The sequence below is a fragment of the Phenylobacterium sp. genome, assembly GCF_036264965.1.
Taxonomy (GTDB): Bacteria; Pseudomonadota; Alphaproteobacteria; order Caulobacterales; family Caulobacteraceae; genus Phenylobacterium.
Genome location: NZ_DATAPY010000046.1, coordinates 68,321 through 84,004 on the forward strand (window position 1 = coordinate 68,321; position 15,684 = coordinate 84,004).

Annotated in this window: 13 protein-coding genes; 5 read left to right on the forward strand and 8 right to left on the reverse strand. The window is 69.7% G+C overall.

Annotated elements, in window-relative coordinates; translation table 11 throughout:
* The first annotated feature begins 140 nt into the window (after window positions 1-140).
* Window positions 141-2,399 (forward strand): ergothioneine biosynthesis protein EgtB, encoded by a 2,259-nt coding sequence (gene egtB, locus VHS75_RS07200; protein ID WP_329637927.1) that lies wholly within the window; start codon window positions 141-143, stop codon window positions 2,397-2,399.
* Here egtB and VHS75_RS07205 read toward each other — a convergent pair.
* The 5 genes from VHS75_RS07205 to VHS75_RS07225 all read right to left on the reverse strand — a co-directional run bounded on the left by VHS75_RS07205 (window position 2,391) and on the right by VHS75_RS07225 (window position 7,248).
* Window positions 2,391-2,609, reverse strand: coding sequence for a general stress protein (locus VHS75_RS07205; protein ID WP_329637928.1), 219 nt, complete (start codon window positions 2,607-2,609; stop codon window positions 2,391-2,393). The two genes, egtB and VHS75_RS07205, sit on opposite strands and share 9 nt — an antisense overlap.
* A gap of 171 nt (window positions 2,610-2,780) precedes the next feature.
* On the reverse strand, window positions 2,781-4,124 hold the full coding sequence (locus tag VHS75_RS07210; RefSeq protein ID WP_329637929.1) for an ATP-binding protein: 1,344 nt from the start codon (window positions 4,122-4,124) through the stop codon (window positions 2,781-2,783).
* Window positions 4,121-4,858, reverse strand: a complete 738-nt coding sequence (locus VHS75_RS07215; protein WP_329637930.1) for a response regulator — start codon at window positions 4,856-4,858, stop codon at window positions 4,121-4,123. The genes VHS75_RS07210 and VHS75_RS07215 overlap by 4 nt, the downstream gene beginning before the upstream one ends.
* Before the next feature lie 49 nt (window positions 4,859-4,907).
* Window positions 4,908-5,588 (reverse strand): MBL fold metallo-hydrolase, encoded by a 681-nt coding sequence (locus VHS75_RS07220; RefSeq protein WP_329637931.1) that lies wholly within the window; start codon window positions 5,586-5,588, stop codon window positions 4,908-4,910.
* A gap of 88 nt (window positions 5,589-5,676) precedes the next feature.
* Window positions 5,677-7,248 carry an amino acid permease gene (locus VHS75_RS07225; RefSeq protein ID WP_329637932.1) on the reverse strand — a complete coding sequence of 524 codons (1,572 nt, stop codon included), beginning with the start codon at window positions 7,246-7,248 and terminating at the stop codon, window positions 5,677-5,679.
* A gap of 126 nt (window positions 7,249-7,374) precedes the next feature.
* On the opposite strand from VHS75_RS07225, the gene hrpB reads away from it, so the two are divergent.
* The gene (gene hrpB, locus VHS75_RS07230; RefSeq protein ID WP_329637933.1) at window positions 7,375-9,864 is read left to right on the forward strand and encodes an ATP-dependent helicase HrpB; all 2,490 of its coding nucleotides are present in this window, start codon (window positions 7,375-7,377) and stop codon (window positions 9,862-9,864) included.
* Here the strand turns inward: hrpB and VHS75_RS07235 are convergent.
* Window positions 9,861-11,060, reverse strand: coding sequence for an alpha-hydroxy acid oxidase (locus tag VHS75_RS07235; protein WP_329637934.1), 1,200 nt, complete (start codon window positions 11,058-11,060; stop codon window positions 9,861-9,863). The two genes, hrpB and VHS75_RS07235, sit on opposite strands and share 4 nt — an antisense overlap.
* A gap of 284 nt (window positions 11,061-11,344) precedes the next feature.
* On the opposite strand from VHS75_RS07235, the gene VHS75_RS07240 reads away from it, so the two are divergent.
* Complete coding sequence (locus VHS75_RS07240) at window positions 11,345-12,553, forward strand: pyridoxal phosphate-dependent aminotransferase (protein ID WP_329637935.1); 1,209 nt, start codon at window positions 11,345-11,347, stop codon at window positions 12,551-12,553.
* Between the two features lie 176 nt (window positions 12,554-12,729).
* Complete coding sequence (locus VHS75_RS07245; RefSeq protein ID WP_329637936.1) at window positions 12,730-13,167, forward strand: hypothetical protein; 438 nt, start codon at window positions 12,730-12,732, stop codon at window positions 13,165-13,167.
* A gap of 5 nt (window positions 13,168-13,172) precedes the next feature.
* Here the strand turns inward: VHS75_RS07245 and VHS75_RS07250 are convergent, their stop codons facing one another.
* Together VHS75_RS07250 and VHS75_RS07255 are read right to left on the reverse strand one after the other, a co-directional pair.
* On the reverse strand, window positions 13,173-13,961 hold the full coding sequence (locus VHS75_RS07250; protein WP_329637937.1) for an RNA methyltransferase: 789 nt from the start codon (window positions 13,959-13,961) through the stop codon (window positions 13,173-13,175).
* Window positions 13,958-14,896: a class I SAM-dependent methyltransferase gene (locus VHS75_RS07255; protein WP_329637938.1), complete on the reverse strand. Its 939-nt coding sequence runs from the start codon at window positions 14,894-14,896 to the stop codon at window positions 13,958-13,960. The genes VHS75_RS07250 and VHS75_RS07255 overlap by 4 nt, the downstream gene beginning before the upstream one ends.
* Before the next feature lie 140 nt (window positions 14,897-15,036).
* Here VHS75_RS07255 and VHS75_RS07260 point away from each other — a divergent pair, with 140 nt between their 5' ends.
* Entirely contained in the window at window positions 15,037-15,669 is a 633-nt protein-coding gene (locus VHS75_RS07260; protein WP_329637939.1) for a TetR/AcrR family transcriptional regulator, read from the forward strand.
* Window positions 15,670-15,684 lie beyond the last annotated feature (15 nt).

Consider the following 15,684-nt stretch of genomic DNA (forward strand, 5'->3'; position numbering starts at 1 on the left):
CCGTTCCGGCTTTTCGAACGTGGAAAAGTCGCCCGATCGGGAACCTTGTTCGCCCGTCGAGGTTGCGCCCGCGCCGGGAATGCTTAGGTCATGGGCCGGCGGGAGGCGCGTCCGGGTGCGGGCGCGCGGAGAGGAGGCCTATGGTCCAGTCCGATGACCCGCAGCGGCTCGCGCCGGCGAGCGCGCACGCGACGACTACCGCTGCGCATACCCCGCTATCGAGCGATCTGCACCGCTACCGCGCGGTGCGCCAGGCCACCGAGGCCCTGACCCGCTGGCTGACGCCGGAGGACCAGCTCGCCCAGTCCATGCCGGACGCCAGCCCCACCAAGTGGCATCTGGCGCACGTCACCTGGTTCTGGGAGACCTTCCTGCTGATCCCGAACCTGGCGGGCTACAAGCCCTTCGACCCGCGGTTCCACTATCTGTTCAATTCCTACTACGAGGCGCTCGGGCCCCGGCAGCCGCGGCCGGAGCGGGGCCTGCTGACCCGCCCGTCTCTGGACGACGTCATCGCCTACCGCGCGCACGTCGACGCGGCCATGAGCCGGCTGCTGGCTGACGGCGCCGGGGCGCTTGCGCCCTTGCTGGATCTTGGGCTGGCCCATGAGGAACAGCATCAGGAACTGATCCTGATGGACATCCTGCATCTCTTCGCCCAGTCGCCGCTGCAGCCGGCCTATGCGCCGCCGCGCCATGCGCCCTCAGGCCAGCCGCCGGAGCCGCTGCGCTTCATCGGCTTCGAAGGCGGGCTGGTGGAGATCGGCCACGACGGCTCGGGCTTCGCCTTCGACAATGAGGGGCCGCGCCACAAGGTCTGGCTGGAGCCGTTCGAGGTCGCCGACCGCCTGGTCACCAACGCCGAGTGGCTGGCCTTCATGGCCGACGGCGGCTACCGGCGGCCGGAGCTGTGGCTCTCCGAAGGTTGGGCCCGGGCCCGGGCCGAGGGGTGGGACGCGCCGCTCTATTGGCAGGAAAACGCGGCCGATCAGGGCGGGAGCTGGAGCTCCATGACCCTGCACGGCCTGCGCCCGATCGATCCCGCCGCGCCCGTCGCCCACGTCAGCTTCTACGAGGCCGAGGCCTATGCCGCCTGGGCCGGCGCTCGCCTGCCCACCGAGGCCGAATGGGAGCACGCCGCCCAGGACCTGTCGGTGGCCGGTAACTTCGTCGGCGCGGGGCGCCTGGCGCCCGCCGCGCCGCCGCCCGCCGCGGGGTTGCGCCAGATGTTCGGCGACCTCTGGGAATGGACCCGCAGCGCCTACGCGCCCTATCCGGGGTTCAAGCCCGCGGGCGGCGCAGTGGGCGAGTACAACGGCAAGTTCATGGCCGGCCAGTTCGTGCTGCGCGGCGGGGCCGCGGTCACGCCCGCCGGCCACACCCGCGCCAGCTACCGCAACTTCTTCTATCCCCAGCAGCGCTGGATGTTCTCGGGCGTGCGGCTGGCTCGTGACAGTGTCCGCGACGCCCAGGCCGAGGTGACGCGGGAGTTCAAGGCCGACGTGCTGGCGGGTCTTTCCCGGTCGCAGAAGGCCGTGCCGCCGAAATACTTCTACGACGCCGAGGGCTCGCGTCTGTTCGAGGCGATCACCGAGCTGGCGGAATACTACCCGACCCGCACCGAGGTGGCCCTGCTGCGCAGGATCGCGCCGGAGATCGCGCAGATCATCTCGCCTGGCGCGGCGCTGGTGGAGTTCGGCAGCGGGGCCAGCACCAAGACCCGCCTTCTGCTCGACGCCGCTCCGCAGATCGGGGTCTACGCCCCCATCGACATCAGCCAGGCGGCGCTCGACGAGGCCGCCGCGGCCATCCGCCGCGACTATCCGAAGCTCGTGGTGGCGCCGTTGCTGGAGGACTTCACCCGCGCGATCACTTTGCCGGCAGCCGCGCAGAACCGCCCGGTCACCGGCTTCTTCCCCGGCTCGACCATCGGCAACTTCACGCCGGACGAGGCGCACGCCTTCCTGACGAGCGCCCGCGGCCTGCTGGGCGTGGGCTCGCGCTTCCTGGTGGGCATCGACGTGGTGAAGGATCGCGACGTGCTGGTGGCGGCCTACGACGACGCCCTAGGCGTCACAGCGGCCTTCAACAAGAACCTGCTGGTGCGGATCAACCGCGAGCTGGGCGCCGACTTCGACCTGGACGCCTTCATGCACCGGGCCATCTGGAACTCAGGTGAGAGCCGTATCGAGATGCACCTGGAAAGCCTGAAGGACCAGAAGGTGCGGGTGGCGGGCGAAAGCTTCGCCTTCGCCAAAGGCGAGACCATCCACACCGAAAACTCGGCCAAGTTCACGGTCGAGGCTTTCGCGGGTCTGGCGCAGAAGGCGGGCTGGACGCTGGAAACCAGCTGGCTTAGCGAGGCGCCCGCCTTCGCCGTGGTGTCGCTCTTAGCCTAGGTCGCCGCGCGTGCGGGTGCGGCCGCCGCCCCGGCTGGCTTCGCCGCCCTTGCGGCCGGCGGAGGCCGCGAGATCGCGGTCCTTGGCGAAGCTGCGCTTCTCGCCGGGCACCGAGGCGCCGCCTTTGCGGGCGATTTCGCGGCGGCGTTCAGGGTTCATGGCCGCGAAGCCTCTACGGGCGCGGGGCTTTCCGGTGTCAGCGGTGGGCATTGGGAATACGCTCCTCGGGCGACTGGTGACGTTGCGGTGGGGCTAACCAACGAGCAGCGGCCAAGGTTGCGTCGAAAATCGACATAACTTCGCTATGGAAGCGAGCGGGGCGCAAAGCTTCGCCTTGCGGCGGCCCTCCGCAAGGTCATCACAAGTTCTTGAGGTCCGGCTCTAGAGCGGCAGTTGGACCCGCGCCGTCAGGCCGCCGCCGGCGCGGTTGACCAAGTCCACGTCGCCCCCGTGGCCGCGGGCGATGGAGCGCACCACCGCCAGGCCCAGGCCGATGCCGCCGGTCTGCCGGCTGCGCGACGGTTCGCGGCGATAGAAGGGCTCGAACACCTTCTCGCGGTCCGACGGCGGGATGCCCGGACCGTCGTCCTCGATCTCGACGAAGGCGTTGGAGGCATCGCGGAAAACGCGAGTACGAGCACGTCCTCCGAATTTCACGGCGTTTTCCAGCAGGTTGGAGAACAGCCGCCGCAGCGCCATGGGATCGCCCTCCAGCACCACCTTCTCGCCGCTCTCCACCTCGGTGGACGCGCCGGTCTCGGCCATCTCGTCGCAGAGGCTCTCCAGCAGGGACGACAGCTCTAATGGCGTCCGCTCGCCCGGCCGGCTGGCGTCTCGCACGAAGGTGAGCGCCGCGGAGATCATCTCCTCCATCTGGTCGATGTCGGCGCTCATCTTGGCCTTCTGGTCGTCCGGCAGGCTTTCGATGCGGAAGCGCAGGCGGGTCAGCGGCGTGCGCAGGTCGTGCGCGATGGCGGCCACCATGGCGGTGCGGTCTTCCACATAGCGGCGCAGGCGGGCCTGCATGTCGTTGAAGGCGCGCACGGCGATGCCGATTTCGGACGGGCCGGTCAGTTCCAGTGGCTCCGCGCGCGGGTCGCGGCCCAGCCGCTCGGCGGCGTCGGCGAAACGCTTGATCGGCGTCGAGAGCCGGCGCGCGAAGACATAGGCCACCGGCGCCATGACCAGGGCCGAGATCACGAACCACAGTGCGATCCGCATCTGCCAGGGGTCAGGCCCAAAGGCCGGTTGCGGCCGGATGACCGCCCAGCGCCCGTCCGGCTGGCGAAGGCCCACTTCGAAGGGGGCCACAAAGAAGTGCTCCTCGCGCACCCCCTCGCGGGCCATGCGCTCGCGGATAATTCGAAAAACCCGCCGGTCGGCAAGGGGGCCGGCGTGGGTGGCCAGGACCACGCGATCTTCGGAGACGCCCAGGTCCTTGGCCAGCCGGGCGCGGATCGCCGGCGCGTTGGCGCTCTCCATGGCCGGGCCCGGCGGCTTGGCGACCATCCGGAGTTCCAGCGGCCGGCGCTCGGTGAACCCGGGGGCAGGCCCGCGGAAGGTCTGCTCGATCTCCGACAGGCGATAGAAGTCGGGGGTCGGCGGCGGCAGGTTGAAGATCAGCAGCAGGTTGATCGCCTCGGCGAGCACCAGCGCCAGGCCCACCAGCGTCGCCAGCTGGACGAACAGCGAGGCCGTCGGCCGTCCGCTGCGCGAGAACTTCACGTGCGTTTCACCTTCGCGGTGAACATGTAGCCTTCGTTGCGGATGGTGCGGATCAGCTCGTGGCTGCCGCCGCCGTCGTCCAGCTTGCGCCGCAGCCGGCTGATCTGCACGTCGATCGCCCGGTCGAAGGCGTCCGAGTCTGGGCCGCGCGCGAACTCCAGAAGCTGGTCGCGGGTCAGCACCCGCTGCGGCCGCTCGACGAAGGCCCGCAGCAGCGAGAACTCGCCGCTCGACAGGTTCACCACCACGCCGGCCGGCGAGCGTAGTTCGCGGCGCACGAGATCGAGCCGCCAACCCGCGAACTCGCAGCCCGCGCCCACACCGCCGCTGCTCGACCGTTGCTCGGCGCGGCGCAGCACCGCGCGCACCCGAGCCAGAAGCTCCCGCGGATTACAGGGCTTGGCCAGATAGTCGTCGGCGCCCAGCTCCAGGCCGACGATGCGGTCGGTGTCCTCGCCCATGGCGCTCAGCATGATGATCGGCGGGCCGCCTTCGCCGTTGGCCAGCCGCCGGCAGACCGCCAGCCCGTCCTCGCCCGGCAGCATGACGTCAAGCACGATCAGGTCGACGGGGCCGCGCTCCAGCGCAGCTTCCATCTCGGTGGCGTCGCCGGCGGTGTCGACCTTGTAGCCGTGCTTGCCCAGGAAGTCGGACACGACATCGCGGATGCCGGGGTCGTCGTCGACCATCAGGATGCGGGCGCCCGCGCTGCTCATATCGAGGATCTGCTCCATGGCGACGACGTTGCTGCTGTCGCGTAACGCGGCGATTTCGCGGCTGAAATCACGAGGGCGACAAGACTTCGTCGGCGACAAACGGGTTGGTCTTGCGTTCCTGGCCGAAGCTGGACATCGGCCCATGCCCCGGCACGAAGCGCACATCGTCGCCCAGGGGCCAGAGCTTACCAGTGATCGCCGCGATCAGGTCGGCGTGATTTCCGCGCGGGAAGTCGGTGCGGCCGATCGAGCCCTGGAACAGCACGTCGCCCACCTGGGCGAATCGCGCCTCGCGGTGAAAGAAGATCACGTGACCCGGCGTGTGCCCCGGGCAGTGGTAGACCTCGAACTGGGTCTCGCCGAGCGTGACGACGTCGCCGTCCTGCAGCCAGCGGTCCGGGGTGAAGCCCTTGGCGTCCGGCATGCCCCACTTGGCGCCCGAGGCGTCGATCTGGTCGATCCAGAAGGCGTCGTCCGGGTGCGGCCCCTCGATCGGGACCCCGGTGGCCGCCTTCAGCGCCGCCGTGCCTCCGGCATGGTCCAGGTGGCCGTGGGTGATCCAGATCTTCTCGAGCGTCAGGCCCTGACTCTCCAGCGCCTCCAGCAGGCGCGGCACCTCGCCGCCCGGATCGATCACCGCGGCCTTCATGGTCTTGGCGCACCAGACGATGGTGCAGTTCTGCTGGAGCGGCGTGACCGGCGCGATCAGGGCGCGGATCGGAAGCGGGGGCGGCTGGGGCGCATTCATCTGGTCCCTATGATCGTGTGTTACGCCCCATAAGAAAAGGCCCGGGCGAAACCCGGGCCTTTCCGTCGCAGTCCTGAAAGCTCGAGGGCTAGAGCGGCGTGCCGCCCGGACCCTCCACCAGCGGCTCGTCCATCTCGACGCCGTTGCGCACGTTCGACTTCCAGAAGCCGTAGCAGAAGTAGAAAACCAGCCCGAGCACCGTCCAGACGAAGAACAGCCCCTTGGACTTGTTGTCGAGGCTGAGGAACAGCACCACGCAGCCGATGATCGAGGCCGGCGCGATGATGAACAGGAACGGCGTCTTGAACGGCCGCACGCGCTTCGGGTCGGTGAAACGCAGGACCATGACCCCGACGGACACCGCCGCGAAGGCGAACAGCGTGCCTGAGTTGGAATAGTCCGCCAGTTGCCCCACCGGCAGGAAGGCCGCGAAGACCGCCACGACGAGGCCGGTCACCAAGGTGATGATCCAGGGCGTCTTGAACTTCGGATGCACCGTCGACAGCACCGGCGGCAGCAGGCCGTCGCGCGCCATCACGAAGAAGATCCGCGTCTGGCCGTACATCATCAGTAGGACCACCGAAGGAAGCGCGATGGTCGCCGCCAGCGCCACGACGCTGCCGAAGAACGGATGGCCGATCTCGTGCAGGACGTAGGCGAGGGCGTGCTTGGAGCAGACCAGCGGCGTATGGGCGCCCAGGGCCGTGCAGGCGGCGGAGAATTCGGGCGAACCCGGGTCATAGGCCGCACCACTGGCGTCGAGCAACGGCTGCGCGCCATAGGCGCCGACCGCGCCGCCGGCCGCGAGCAGGTAGAAGACGGTACAGATCAACAACGAGGCGATCAGCCCGATGGGCACATTGCGTTGCGGATTTCGCGTCTCTTCGGCCGCGGTCGAGACCGCGTCAAAGCCGACGTAGGCAAAGAAGATCGAGGCCGCCGCGCCCAGAACCCCCGTTCCCGACGACCCTAGAGGATTGCCCCAACCCCGCGGTGTGAACGGTGTGAAATTGCTGACGTGGCTCGCCATGAGCGGAAGCGTGATGGCGATGAACAGGGTCAGCGCTGCGACCTTGATGGCCACCAGCACCCCATTGACCGTCGCGCTTTCCTTGGTGCCGATGATCAGCAGCGTGGTCACGGCGATGGTGATGATCACCGCCGGAAGATTGATGATCCCGCCGGCTTCGCCGCCCTCCAGGAAGGACCCGAGGGAGACCCTCGGGCCGACAGTCAGCGCGTGAGGCAAGAGCTGGATGCCCTGGTCGCTGAAGAGGCCCAGTATGTGCCCAGACCATCCGACCGCCACCGCGCTGGCTCCCAGCGCGTATTCCAGGATCAGCGCCCAGCCGACCAGCCATGCGACGAGTTCGCCCATGACCGCGTAGGAATAGGTGTAGGCCGACCCCGCCACCGGCACCATCGAGGCCAGTTCGGAATAGCAGAGCGCCGCAACCGCGCAGACCGAGCCGGCGATGATGAAGGAGACCATCATGCCCGGACCGGCCTTTTGGGCCGCGGTCGCGGTGAGCACGAAAATCCCGGTCCCGATAACCGCGCCGATGCCCAGCATGGTGAGCTGGACTGGCCCGAGCGACCGATGCAAAGACTTCTTTTCCGCCGTCGCCAAAATGGCGTCGAGCGACTTAATTCGCCACATATTGCCTCCGAGGAGCGGTTCCCCCCGGGGAACGCTGTCAAATTTGACGGGACCGTGACGTGGTTGTGCCTCGCCGGTCAAGCGTCAAGGCTTGGCGTTGCCCCAGGCGACCGATAGAGCGCAAGAATGTTCCCTATCCACGAGGCCTTGCCCGCCCTGAAGGCGGCGCTGGCGGCCGACCCCGCCGCGGTCCTCGTGGCCCCACCCGGCGCCGGCAAGACCACCGTGGTCCCGCTGGAGCTTCTGGCCGAGCCCTGGCTAGCGGGCGGCAGGATCATCATGCTCGAACCGCGCCGCCTGGCCGCCCGCGCGGCGGCCGAGCGGATGGCCCAGACCCTGGGCGAACCGGTGGGCCAGACCGTCGGTTTCCGGGTGCGGATGCAGTCCAGGATTTCGGCGGCCACCCGCATCGAGGTGGTCACCGAAGGCGTCTTCACCCGCATGATCCTCGCCGATCCGGAGCTGGCGGGCGTGGCCTGCGTGATCTTCGACGAGTTCCATGAGCGCAGCCTCGACGCGGACCTGGGCTTGGCCCTGGCCCGCGACGCCCAGGGCCTGCTACGCGAGGACCTGCGGATCCTGGTGATGTCGGCGACGCTGGATGGCGCGGCGGTCGCGCGGCTGCTGGGCGAGGCTCCGGTCATCGAGAGCCTGGGCCGCGCCTATGCGGTGGAGACCCACTACCTCGGTCGCGACGAACGCCTGCGCCTGGAAGACCGCGTGGTCCGCGCCGTCGAACGCGCGCTGGCCGAGGAGACCGGCTCCCTACTGGTCTTCCTGCCGGGGCAGGGCGAGATCCTGCGCACCGCCGAGCGACTGGCCGAACGTCCGCGGGCCGGCGTCGAGATCGCCCCGCTCTATGGCGCTCTCGATCCGCGCGATCAGGACCGCGCCATCGCCCCCGCGCTGGCCGGGACCCGCAAGGTGGTGCTCGCCACCTCCATCGCCGAGACCAGCCTGACCATCCAGGGTGTCCGCGTGGTGATCGACGCCGGCCAGGCCCGCGTGCCGCGGTTCGATCCATCCAGCGGGCTCACGCGGCTGGCCACCGTGCGCGTCTCGCGCGCCGCCGCCGACCAGCGCCGCGGCCGCGCGGGCCGCACCGAACCGGGCGTCTGCTACCGCCTGTGGGACGAGGCCGAGACCCGGGCGCTGCCGGCTTACGCTGACCCGGAAATCCTCGACGCCGACCTGTCCGGCCTGACGCTGGACCTGGCCCGCTGGGGCGCCAAGGACGCCTCGGGCCTGGCCTTCCTCGACCCGCCGCCCGCCGCCGCCTTCGCCGAGGCGCGCAGCCTGCTCGTGCGGCTGGAGGCCCTGACCGGCGACGGCGTGCTCACCGCCCACGGCCGCGCGCTCGCCGATATGCCGCTGAACCCGCGCCTGGCGCACATGATCCTGAAGGCCGCCGCCACCGGCCAGGCGCATCGCGCCGCGCGGATCGCCGCCTTGATCGTCGAGCGAAACCTCGGCGGCCGCGACGCTGACCTTCGCCACCGTCTCGACGCCCTCGACCGCGACCGCAGCCCCCGGGCCCGCGACGCCAAGGCGCTCGCCGACCGCTGGGCGGCATCCACCCCCGCTGGGGGTGGCTCGCGAAGCGAGGGGGGCCGAGCCGCGAGCGGCTCGGAGGCCGGGCGGGCAGGGGACGCCGAGCCGTTGTCCGAAGGCCTGCTGCTGGCCTTCGCCTATCCGGAGCGCGTCGCCCGCGCCCGCGGCCCGCAGGGCGAATTCCAGCTCGTCTCCGGCCGCGGCGCCTTCCTCGAAGCCACCGATGCGCTCGCTCGCGAGACCTGGCTGGCGGTTGCTGAACTCGGCGGCGGCGAGCGGCGCGACCGCATCCTGCTCGCCGCGCCCCTGGATGAAGCCGAATTGGCGGAGGCCTTCGCCGCCCAGCTCACCGTCGAGGACCGACTGGAGGAAAGTGGCGCCGGTCGTCTGCGCGCCAAACGCCTGACGCGCCTCGGCCGCCTGACGCTGCGCGAGACCGTCGACGACAATCCCGATCCCGCCCTGATCGCCGCCGCCCTGGCCGACCGCGTCCGCACCGAGGGCGTCGCCATCCTTCCCTGGGGCGAGGCCGCCGCGAGTCTTCGCCAGCGCGTCGCCTTCCTGCGCCAGCGAGACCCCACCTGGCCCGACCTTTCCGACGCCGGCCTCGGCGAACGCCTCAAAGACTGGCTGACCCCGATCCTGCCCGGCGTCCGCGCGCTGGGAGCCCTGAAGCCCGACGTCCTCGACGGCGCCCTGCGCGCCCTGATCCCCTGGGACCTGCAGCGGCGCCTGGACGCCGAGGCGCCCGCCCGCTGGACCGCGCCTACCGGCAACAGCTTCGCCATCGACTACGCCGCCGAGGCCGGCCCGCGCGTCGATGTCCGCGTGCAAGAGGTGTTCGGCACAGCCGTTCATCCAACCGTCGCGGGCCGCCCCATCACCATGTCGCTGCTCTCGCCCGGCCACCGCCCGATCCAGACGACCCAGGACCTGCCCGGCTTCTGGAAAGGCTCCTGGAAGGACGTGCGCGCCGATATGCGCGGCCGCTATCCCAAGCACCTGTGGCCCGAAGATCCGGCTGTCGCCCTGCCGACCGCGCGCGCCAAGCCCAGGGGAACCTAGGCTCTGCGGATCACTGCCGCCGGCGTGATCTCCTTCAGCGACCGCGCGCCGACGCCGACCATGGCCAGCCGAAGTTCGCTGTTCAGCACGTCCAGGGTCCGCTCCACGCCCGGCTGGCCGAACGCGCCCAGCCCCCAGATGTAGGGCCGCCCGATGCCAACCGCGGTGGCGCCCAGCGCCAGGGCCTTCAGCGCATCGGTCCCGCGCCGCACCCCGCCGTCCACCAGCACCGGAATACGGCCGTGCACGGCGGCGACCACCTCGGGCAAGGACTCCAGCGTCGCCCGGCCGGTCTCGGTGGCGCGCCCGCCATGGTTGGAGACCATCACCCCGTCGCAGCCGTATTTCACCGCCAGCGCCGCGTCCTCGCCGGACTCCAGCCCCTTCACCAGCACCTTCATCCTGGTGAAATCCCGCAGCCGCCGGATGAAGTCCCAGGTCATGGACGAGGAGGTGTTGAGCAGGCCCGTGGTGTCGATCCCCTGGTACATCGGCCGGGCGGCGAGCGCGCCGGGCCCGGCGGCGCCATGACAGGCCGCGCATTGGCGCGTGTCGGCGCGAATCGCCCGGCTGAGGGTTTCGGTATTGCGCCCGGCCGGCAGATCGACGGTCACCGCCACCGCCGTGCAGCCGGCCCGCTCGGCGCGCGCGACGATCTTCAGGGCCACGTCCAGGTTGGAGGACGTGTAGAGCTGGTACCACAACGGTCCGCCGTGGGCGGCCACCACATCCTCCACGCCCGTCGAGGTGGCGGAGGACAGGATTTGCAGCGCGTTCCTGGATTTCGCCGCCCGCGCCGAGGCCAGTTCGCCCTCGGCCTGGAACGCCTTCTGGCTGCCGAGCGGGCAGAGGAAGATCGGGCTGGCGTAGCGGATCCCGAATAGCTCCAGGCCCATGTCGACCTTGCTCACGTCCACCAGACGGCGCGTGCGCAGCTGGTAGCGGGCGTAGGCGGCGTGGTTGGCGTTCAGCGTCTCTTCGCCGTCCACCCCGGTCATCAGGTAGCCCCAGTGCGCCACGGGGATATTGCGGTGCGCCACCTTCTCCAGATCGAAGACGTCCAGCGCGTCGGACGCCTTGGCGACCAGCTCGTCAGGTCCGCCCGTCGGCTGCGCCAGCGCGCGCGCCGCCAACGGCAAGCCGGCATAGAGCGGGCTCGCGGCCAGGAACCTCAGAAACGCCCTGCGGTCTTCCATCACGACTCCCCCCGGAGCAGTTGTTCGGCCAACGATGCAGGCCTGGCGCGGCCGTGGCTACAGCGATCATCGGGCCCCGGCGCCCAAGGCGTCGGCGGCGGGCAGCTCAAAAGCTGACTTTTATGCGCCACTAGTGCGTGCAGCTTGGGCGCCTGCGGGGTCGTGAGAGCTCGGTCCGCGGATTCCGGTTGCGGTCTGCGAAGCTTGCTCGCCAACACTTGGCCATTGATCCGCAAGCGGCCGCCGAATCGACGGTCGCCGCGCCTCGAGAAGGATGATTGCCGGTGACCGACTCCGCCTCTGACAGCTCCCTGATGGACCGCCGCGCCCTGCTGCGCACCGCCGCCTTCGCGGCCGCCGCCATCCCGATCGCCACCGAAGCCTCGATGGCCCAGGCCAAGCTCGCCTCACAGATGATGGGCGTGCTGCCGCCGGACGCGGTGATCATCAACGCCAACGAGAACCCACTCGGGCCCTGCAAGGCGGCCTGCGAGGCGATCACCAAAATCCTGCCGCTGGGTGGGCGCTACGACCGGATGGGCGAGCTCACTGCGCTCACCAACGAATACGCCGCCCTCCACGGCCTCAAGCCGGAGAACATCGCCTTCTACGCCGGCTCCTCGGAGCCGCTGCACTATACGACCCTGGCCTTCACCGGCCCGGGCAAGGGCCTGGTCATGGCCGACCCGTCCTATGAATCGGCCAACATGGCCGCGCAGATCTCCAAGGCCCCGGTCCATAAGGTCCCGCTGACCAAGACCTATTCGCACGACGTGAAGGCCATGGTCGCCGCCGACCCGAACGCCGGCCTGATCTACATCGTCAACCCGAACAACCCGACCGGCACCATCACGCCGCGCGCGGAGATCCTCTGGGCGCTGGAGAACAAGCCCAAGGGCTCGATCCTGCTGGTCGACGAAGCCTATATCCACCTGTCGGACGAGCAGCACGTGCTCGATCAGGTGGCGGCGGGCAAGGACATCATTGTCCTGCGCACCTTCTCCAAGATCTATGGCATGGCCGGCATCCGCTGCGGCGTGGCCATCGCGCGCCCGGACCTGCTGGACAAGCTGACGCCCTACTACCAGAACGCCATGCCGGTGACGGCGCTGGCCGCGGCCCGCGCGTCGCTGGCCGACAAGGACCTGATCCCGACCCGCAAGAAGTGGATCGCCGACAGCCGCATCGAGACCCTCGCGTGGCTCAAGTCCAATGGCTACAAGCCGGTCGGGACCTCGGTCTCCAACTGCTTCATGATCGACACCGGCCGCCCGGCCCACACGGTGATCGCCGGCATGCAGAAGGAAAAGGTCTACATCGGCCGCATCTGGCCGGTCTGGCCCAACGCCGTCCGCATCTCCGTCGGTTCGCCTGAGGACATGGCCGCCTTCCGCACCGCCTTCAAGAAGGTGATGGATGCGCCCGCCGTGGCCTCCAACGCCGCCCTGAAGACCGGCCCGGTGGGCGTGACCCACGACAAGTTCTTGTCCTAGCACCGACCGCCTCGGCCCCGGCGACGGGCCGGCGAGCGAATATCTGGGAGGGGCGCTGGGCGAAGGCCTGGCGCCTCTCTGCCGTTCCGAGAACTTATGAGTTTTTTATGCCTCTGAAATACTGGCGGTATCTACGCGGCTGAAGCTTCGGGCGATTTTAGCTCGGAGAGCCGCTCATGAAGCTTGCCATCGTGCTCGGCGTCGCTGTCCTCGCCCTCACGGGCGCTGCGGCCGCGCAGGGAATCGAAGGGGCGATCCGCGACGCCGTTCCGAAGCAGGCCTTCGGCCCCGATCCGGTGCAGCCCCTCGGGTCCCATTGGACCAATCCCCAGCTCTGGGACGGCTACGACGACCCGGAGCGTCCCGTGGGGCGCGATCTGACACCGTTGCCCAGCGGCCTGCAGACCCGGATGACGCAGCAGGTGGCCGACGGCCTGAAGGTCGCGGTGCCGCAGATGCGCCTGGCCTGCGCCGTCGACCGCCAGTCGCTGTGCGCAGGCAAGACCAGCAACCTCTCGGCCGACCGCTGCCTGGAATACTACCGCCTCAAGGTCAGCAAGCCCTGCCGCCAGGCCTGGGATCAGCTGACCAAGGCCGCCGAGGGCCGGCTCTAGGGCCTTTAGGCCGCCGCGTAGATCATGATGCCCGTCGCCACGGACAGGTTCAGGCTGTCGGCCCGGCCGCGCATAGGGATCTTCACGTTGACGTCGCACAGGGCGGCCATGTCGGGCGGCAGGCCCTGTTGCTCGTTGCCCATCAGGATCAGGGTCGGCCGCTGATAGACCGCCTCGCGGTGGTCGACCTCGGCGCTCAGGAGCGTGCCCACCACCGAGCCCGGCCAGCCGTTGCGCCAGGCGGCGAACTCCGCCTCCGAGGCCTTGATCAGCGGGACGGCGAAGATCGAGCCCATGGTCGCGCGCACCGCCTCCACCGAATGGGGATCGCAGCATTCGCCCACCAGGATCACCCCGCCGCAGCCGGCGGCGTCGGCGGTGCGGATGATGGTCCCGAGGTTGCCCGGATCGCGCACCCGATGCAGCGCCACCCAGCAGTGGGCCGCCTGCGGTTCCAGGGTCGCCAGGTCGGCGAACACCTGGCGGAACACGCCCACCACCGCCTGCGGATTATCCCGCCGAGAGACCTTGGCCAGGATGTCCTGGGTGACCTCGATGACTTCGCCGTTGGCGGCCAGGGTGGCGGCGACCGCGGTCTTGGTCAGTGGGTGCGCGCTGGCGTCGGGACCGTGCATCAAGATCGCCGGGGCGTGGCCGGTCTCGACCCCCTCGATCACCGCCTTAAGGCCCTCGGCGACGAACAGGCCGGTCTCGTCGCGTTCCTTGCGCAGGTGCAGGGCGCGCACGGCCTTCACCGTCGGATTGGTCAGCGAGGTGACGGCGCGGCTCGTCATGCCGACTCCCCATTTGCCGACCAACGGGCGAAGAAGCTCATGCCGATCTCGCGGGCGCCGTCTTCCTGCACCAGGGCCAGCTCGCCCCACTCGATGTTTCCGCCACGGCCCTTCAGCTTGTCGGTGAGCAGGCCCGACAGCGCCGCACCACTGATCCGCTCGGCATAGGCGTTCAGCACCAGGAACCTGGCGTTTTCCGAAAGAAGTTCGGCGCATAGGCCGGCAAGTTCAGGCAGATCCTCGAACAGCCGCCAGACTTCGCCGTCCGGCCCGCGGCCGTATTTCGGCGGGTCGAGGATGATCCCCTCGTACTTCGAGCCGCGGCGCACCTCGCGCTGCACGTATTTGCGCGCGTCCTCGGTGATCCAGCGGATCGGCCGCTCGGCGAGGCCCGAAAGCGCCGCGTTCTCCCGCGCCCAGGCCACCGCCCGCTTCGAGGCGTCGACATGGGTCACCGCCGCGCCGGCCGCCGCCATCGCCAGGCTGGCCACGCCGGTATAGCCGAACAGGTTCAGCACCCGTGGTTGCCCCTGCGCCGCCGCTCCCCGCACCGCCGCCTCCAGCCACTCCCAGTTCGCCGCCTGCTCGGGGAAGAAGGCGAGGTGGCGGAAGCTGGTGAAGCGGCCGTTGAATTTCACGTCGCCCCACGACAGCGGCCAGGTCTCCCCATTTGAAAGAGGGGCCGCCTGCCCCTTCAGCTTCCAGCGCCCGGCGTCTTCCTCGTCGGTGGGGTCGAACATCGCGTCGGCGGCGTCCCAGGCCGAGGCGGGCAGGGCGGGCGTCCACAGACACTGCGGCTCGGGCCGCACCACCGTGACGCGGCCATAGCGCTCCAGCTTGCGGCCATGGCCGCTGTCGATCAGCCCATAGTCGGCCCAGCCCCGCGTGCGCATCACGCTGGGCAGGTCGGCCACCTGGGGATCTGCACCGCTCATGGTCCGCGCTTACGCGGTCGCAGGCCGCCTCGTCCAGACGAGATGCGCGTCCGGCGCTCTGCGACAGAACCGTAACCGCACTTGTCACAATGACGGAATTGGGGTCCCGTAGCGGAAGGCAAACAACAAGAAAGACGCCATTGTCGGTCGCCGCCACACCTCCGCGCCGTTCCGCCCGCAAGGCCAAGGGCGACGGTCACCTCCGCCGCGCCGAAATCCTCGAAGCCGCCGAACGCATCTTCATCGCCGAGGGCTACGAGGGCGCCACGATCCGCAAGATCGCCGACGAGGTCGGGGTCTCCTCCACCGCCCTCTACATGCATTTCCAGGACAAGGGCTGCATCCTGCTCGAGATCTGCGAGCGGACGCTGCGCCTGCTCTACGAACGCAACAGCGAGATCGCCGCCAAGCCGCTCGATCCCGTCGTGCGCGTGAAGATGATGCTGGAAGCCTACATGCGCTGGGGCATGGAGCATCCGAACGCCTATCAGCTGGTCTATTCCGGCCGCCCGGCGCCCGCCGGCCCATGGCCCGAGGACACCCGCGACCTCTCCACCCAGTGCTACGAAAGCTTCTGCGGCGTGGTGCGCGAGATCGGCGCGGCCGGTCGCCTGCGGGCCGGAACCGTCGACTCGGCGGCCCAGGCGCTCTGGATGTCCTGCCACGGAGTCGTCGCCCTGATGGCCTCGCGCCCCAACTTCGGCTGGGCCGACCGCGACGAGCTGGTCGCCGTCACGCTCGAGGGCCTGCTGAACGGCCTGGTCGCCGACTAGCGGACCTGCCGATGC

Excerpts from the sequence above, each read along its gene's own strand:
- egtB (WP_329637927.1), top strand. The coding sequence starts at position 141 with ATGGTCCAGTCCGATGACCCGCAGCGGCTCGCGCCGGCGAGCGCGCAC.
- VHS75_RS07205 (WP_329637928.1), bottom strand. The coding sequence starts at position 2,609 with ATGCCCACCGCTGACACCGGAAAGCCCCGCGCCCGTAGAGGCTTCGCG.
- VHS75_RS07215 (WP_329637930.1), bottom strand. The coding sequence starts at position 4,858 with ATGGAGCAGATCCTCGATATGAGCAGCGCGGGCGCCCGCATCCTGATG.
- VHS75_RS07220 (WP_329637931.1), bottom strand. The coding sequence starts at position 5,588 with ATGAATGCGCCCCAGCCGCCCCCGCTTCCGATCCGCGCCCTGATCGCG.
- VHS75_RS07225 (WP_329637932.1), bottom strand. The coding sequence starts at position 7,248 with ATGTGGCGAATTAAGTCGCTCGACGCCATTTTGGCGACGGCGGAAAAG.
- hrpB (WP_329637933.1), top strand. The coding sequence starts at position 7,375 with ATGTTCCCTATCCACGAGGCCTTGCCCGCCCTGAAGGCGGCGCTGGCG.
- VHS75_RS07235 (WP_329637934.1), bottom strand. The coding sequence starts at position 11,060 with ATGGAAGACCGCAGGGCGTTTCTGAGGTTCCTGGCCGCGAGCCCGCTC.
- VHS75_RS07245 (WP_329637936.1), top strand. The coding sequence starts at position 12,730 with ATGAAGCTTGCCATCGTGCTCGGCGTCGCTGTCCTCGCCCTCACGGGC.
- VHS75_RS07250 (WP_329637937.1), bottom strand. The coding sequence starts at position 13,961 with ATGACGAGCCGCGCCGTCACCTCGCTGACCAATCCGACGGTGAAGGCC.
- VHS75_RS07255 (WP_329637938.1), bottom strand. The coding sequence starts at position 14,896 with ATGAGCGGTGCAGATCCCCAGGTGGCCGACCTGCCCAGCGTGATGCGC.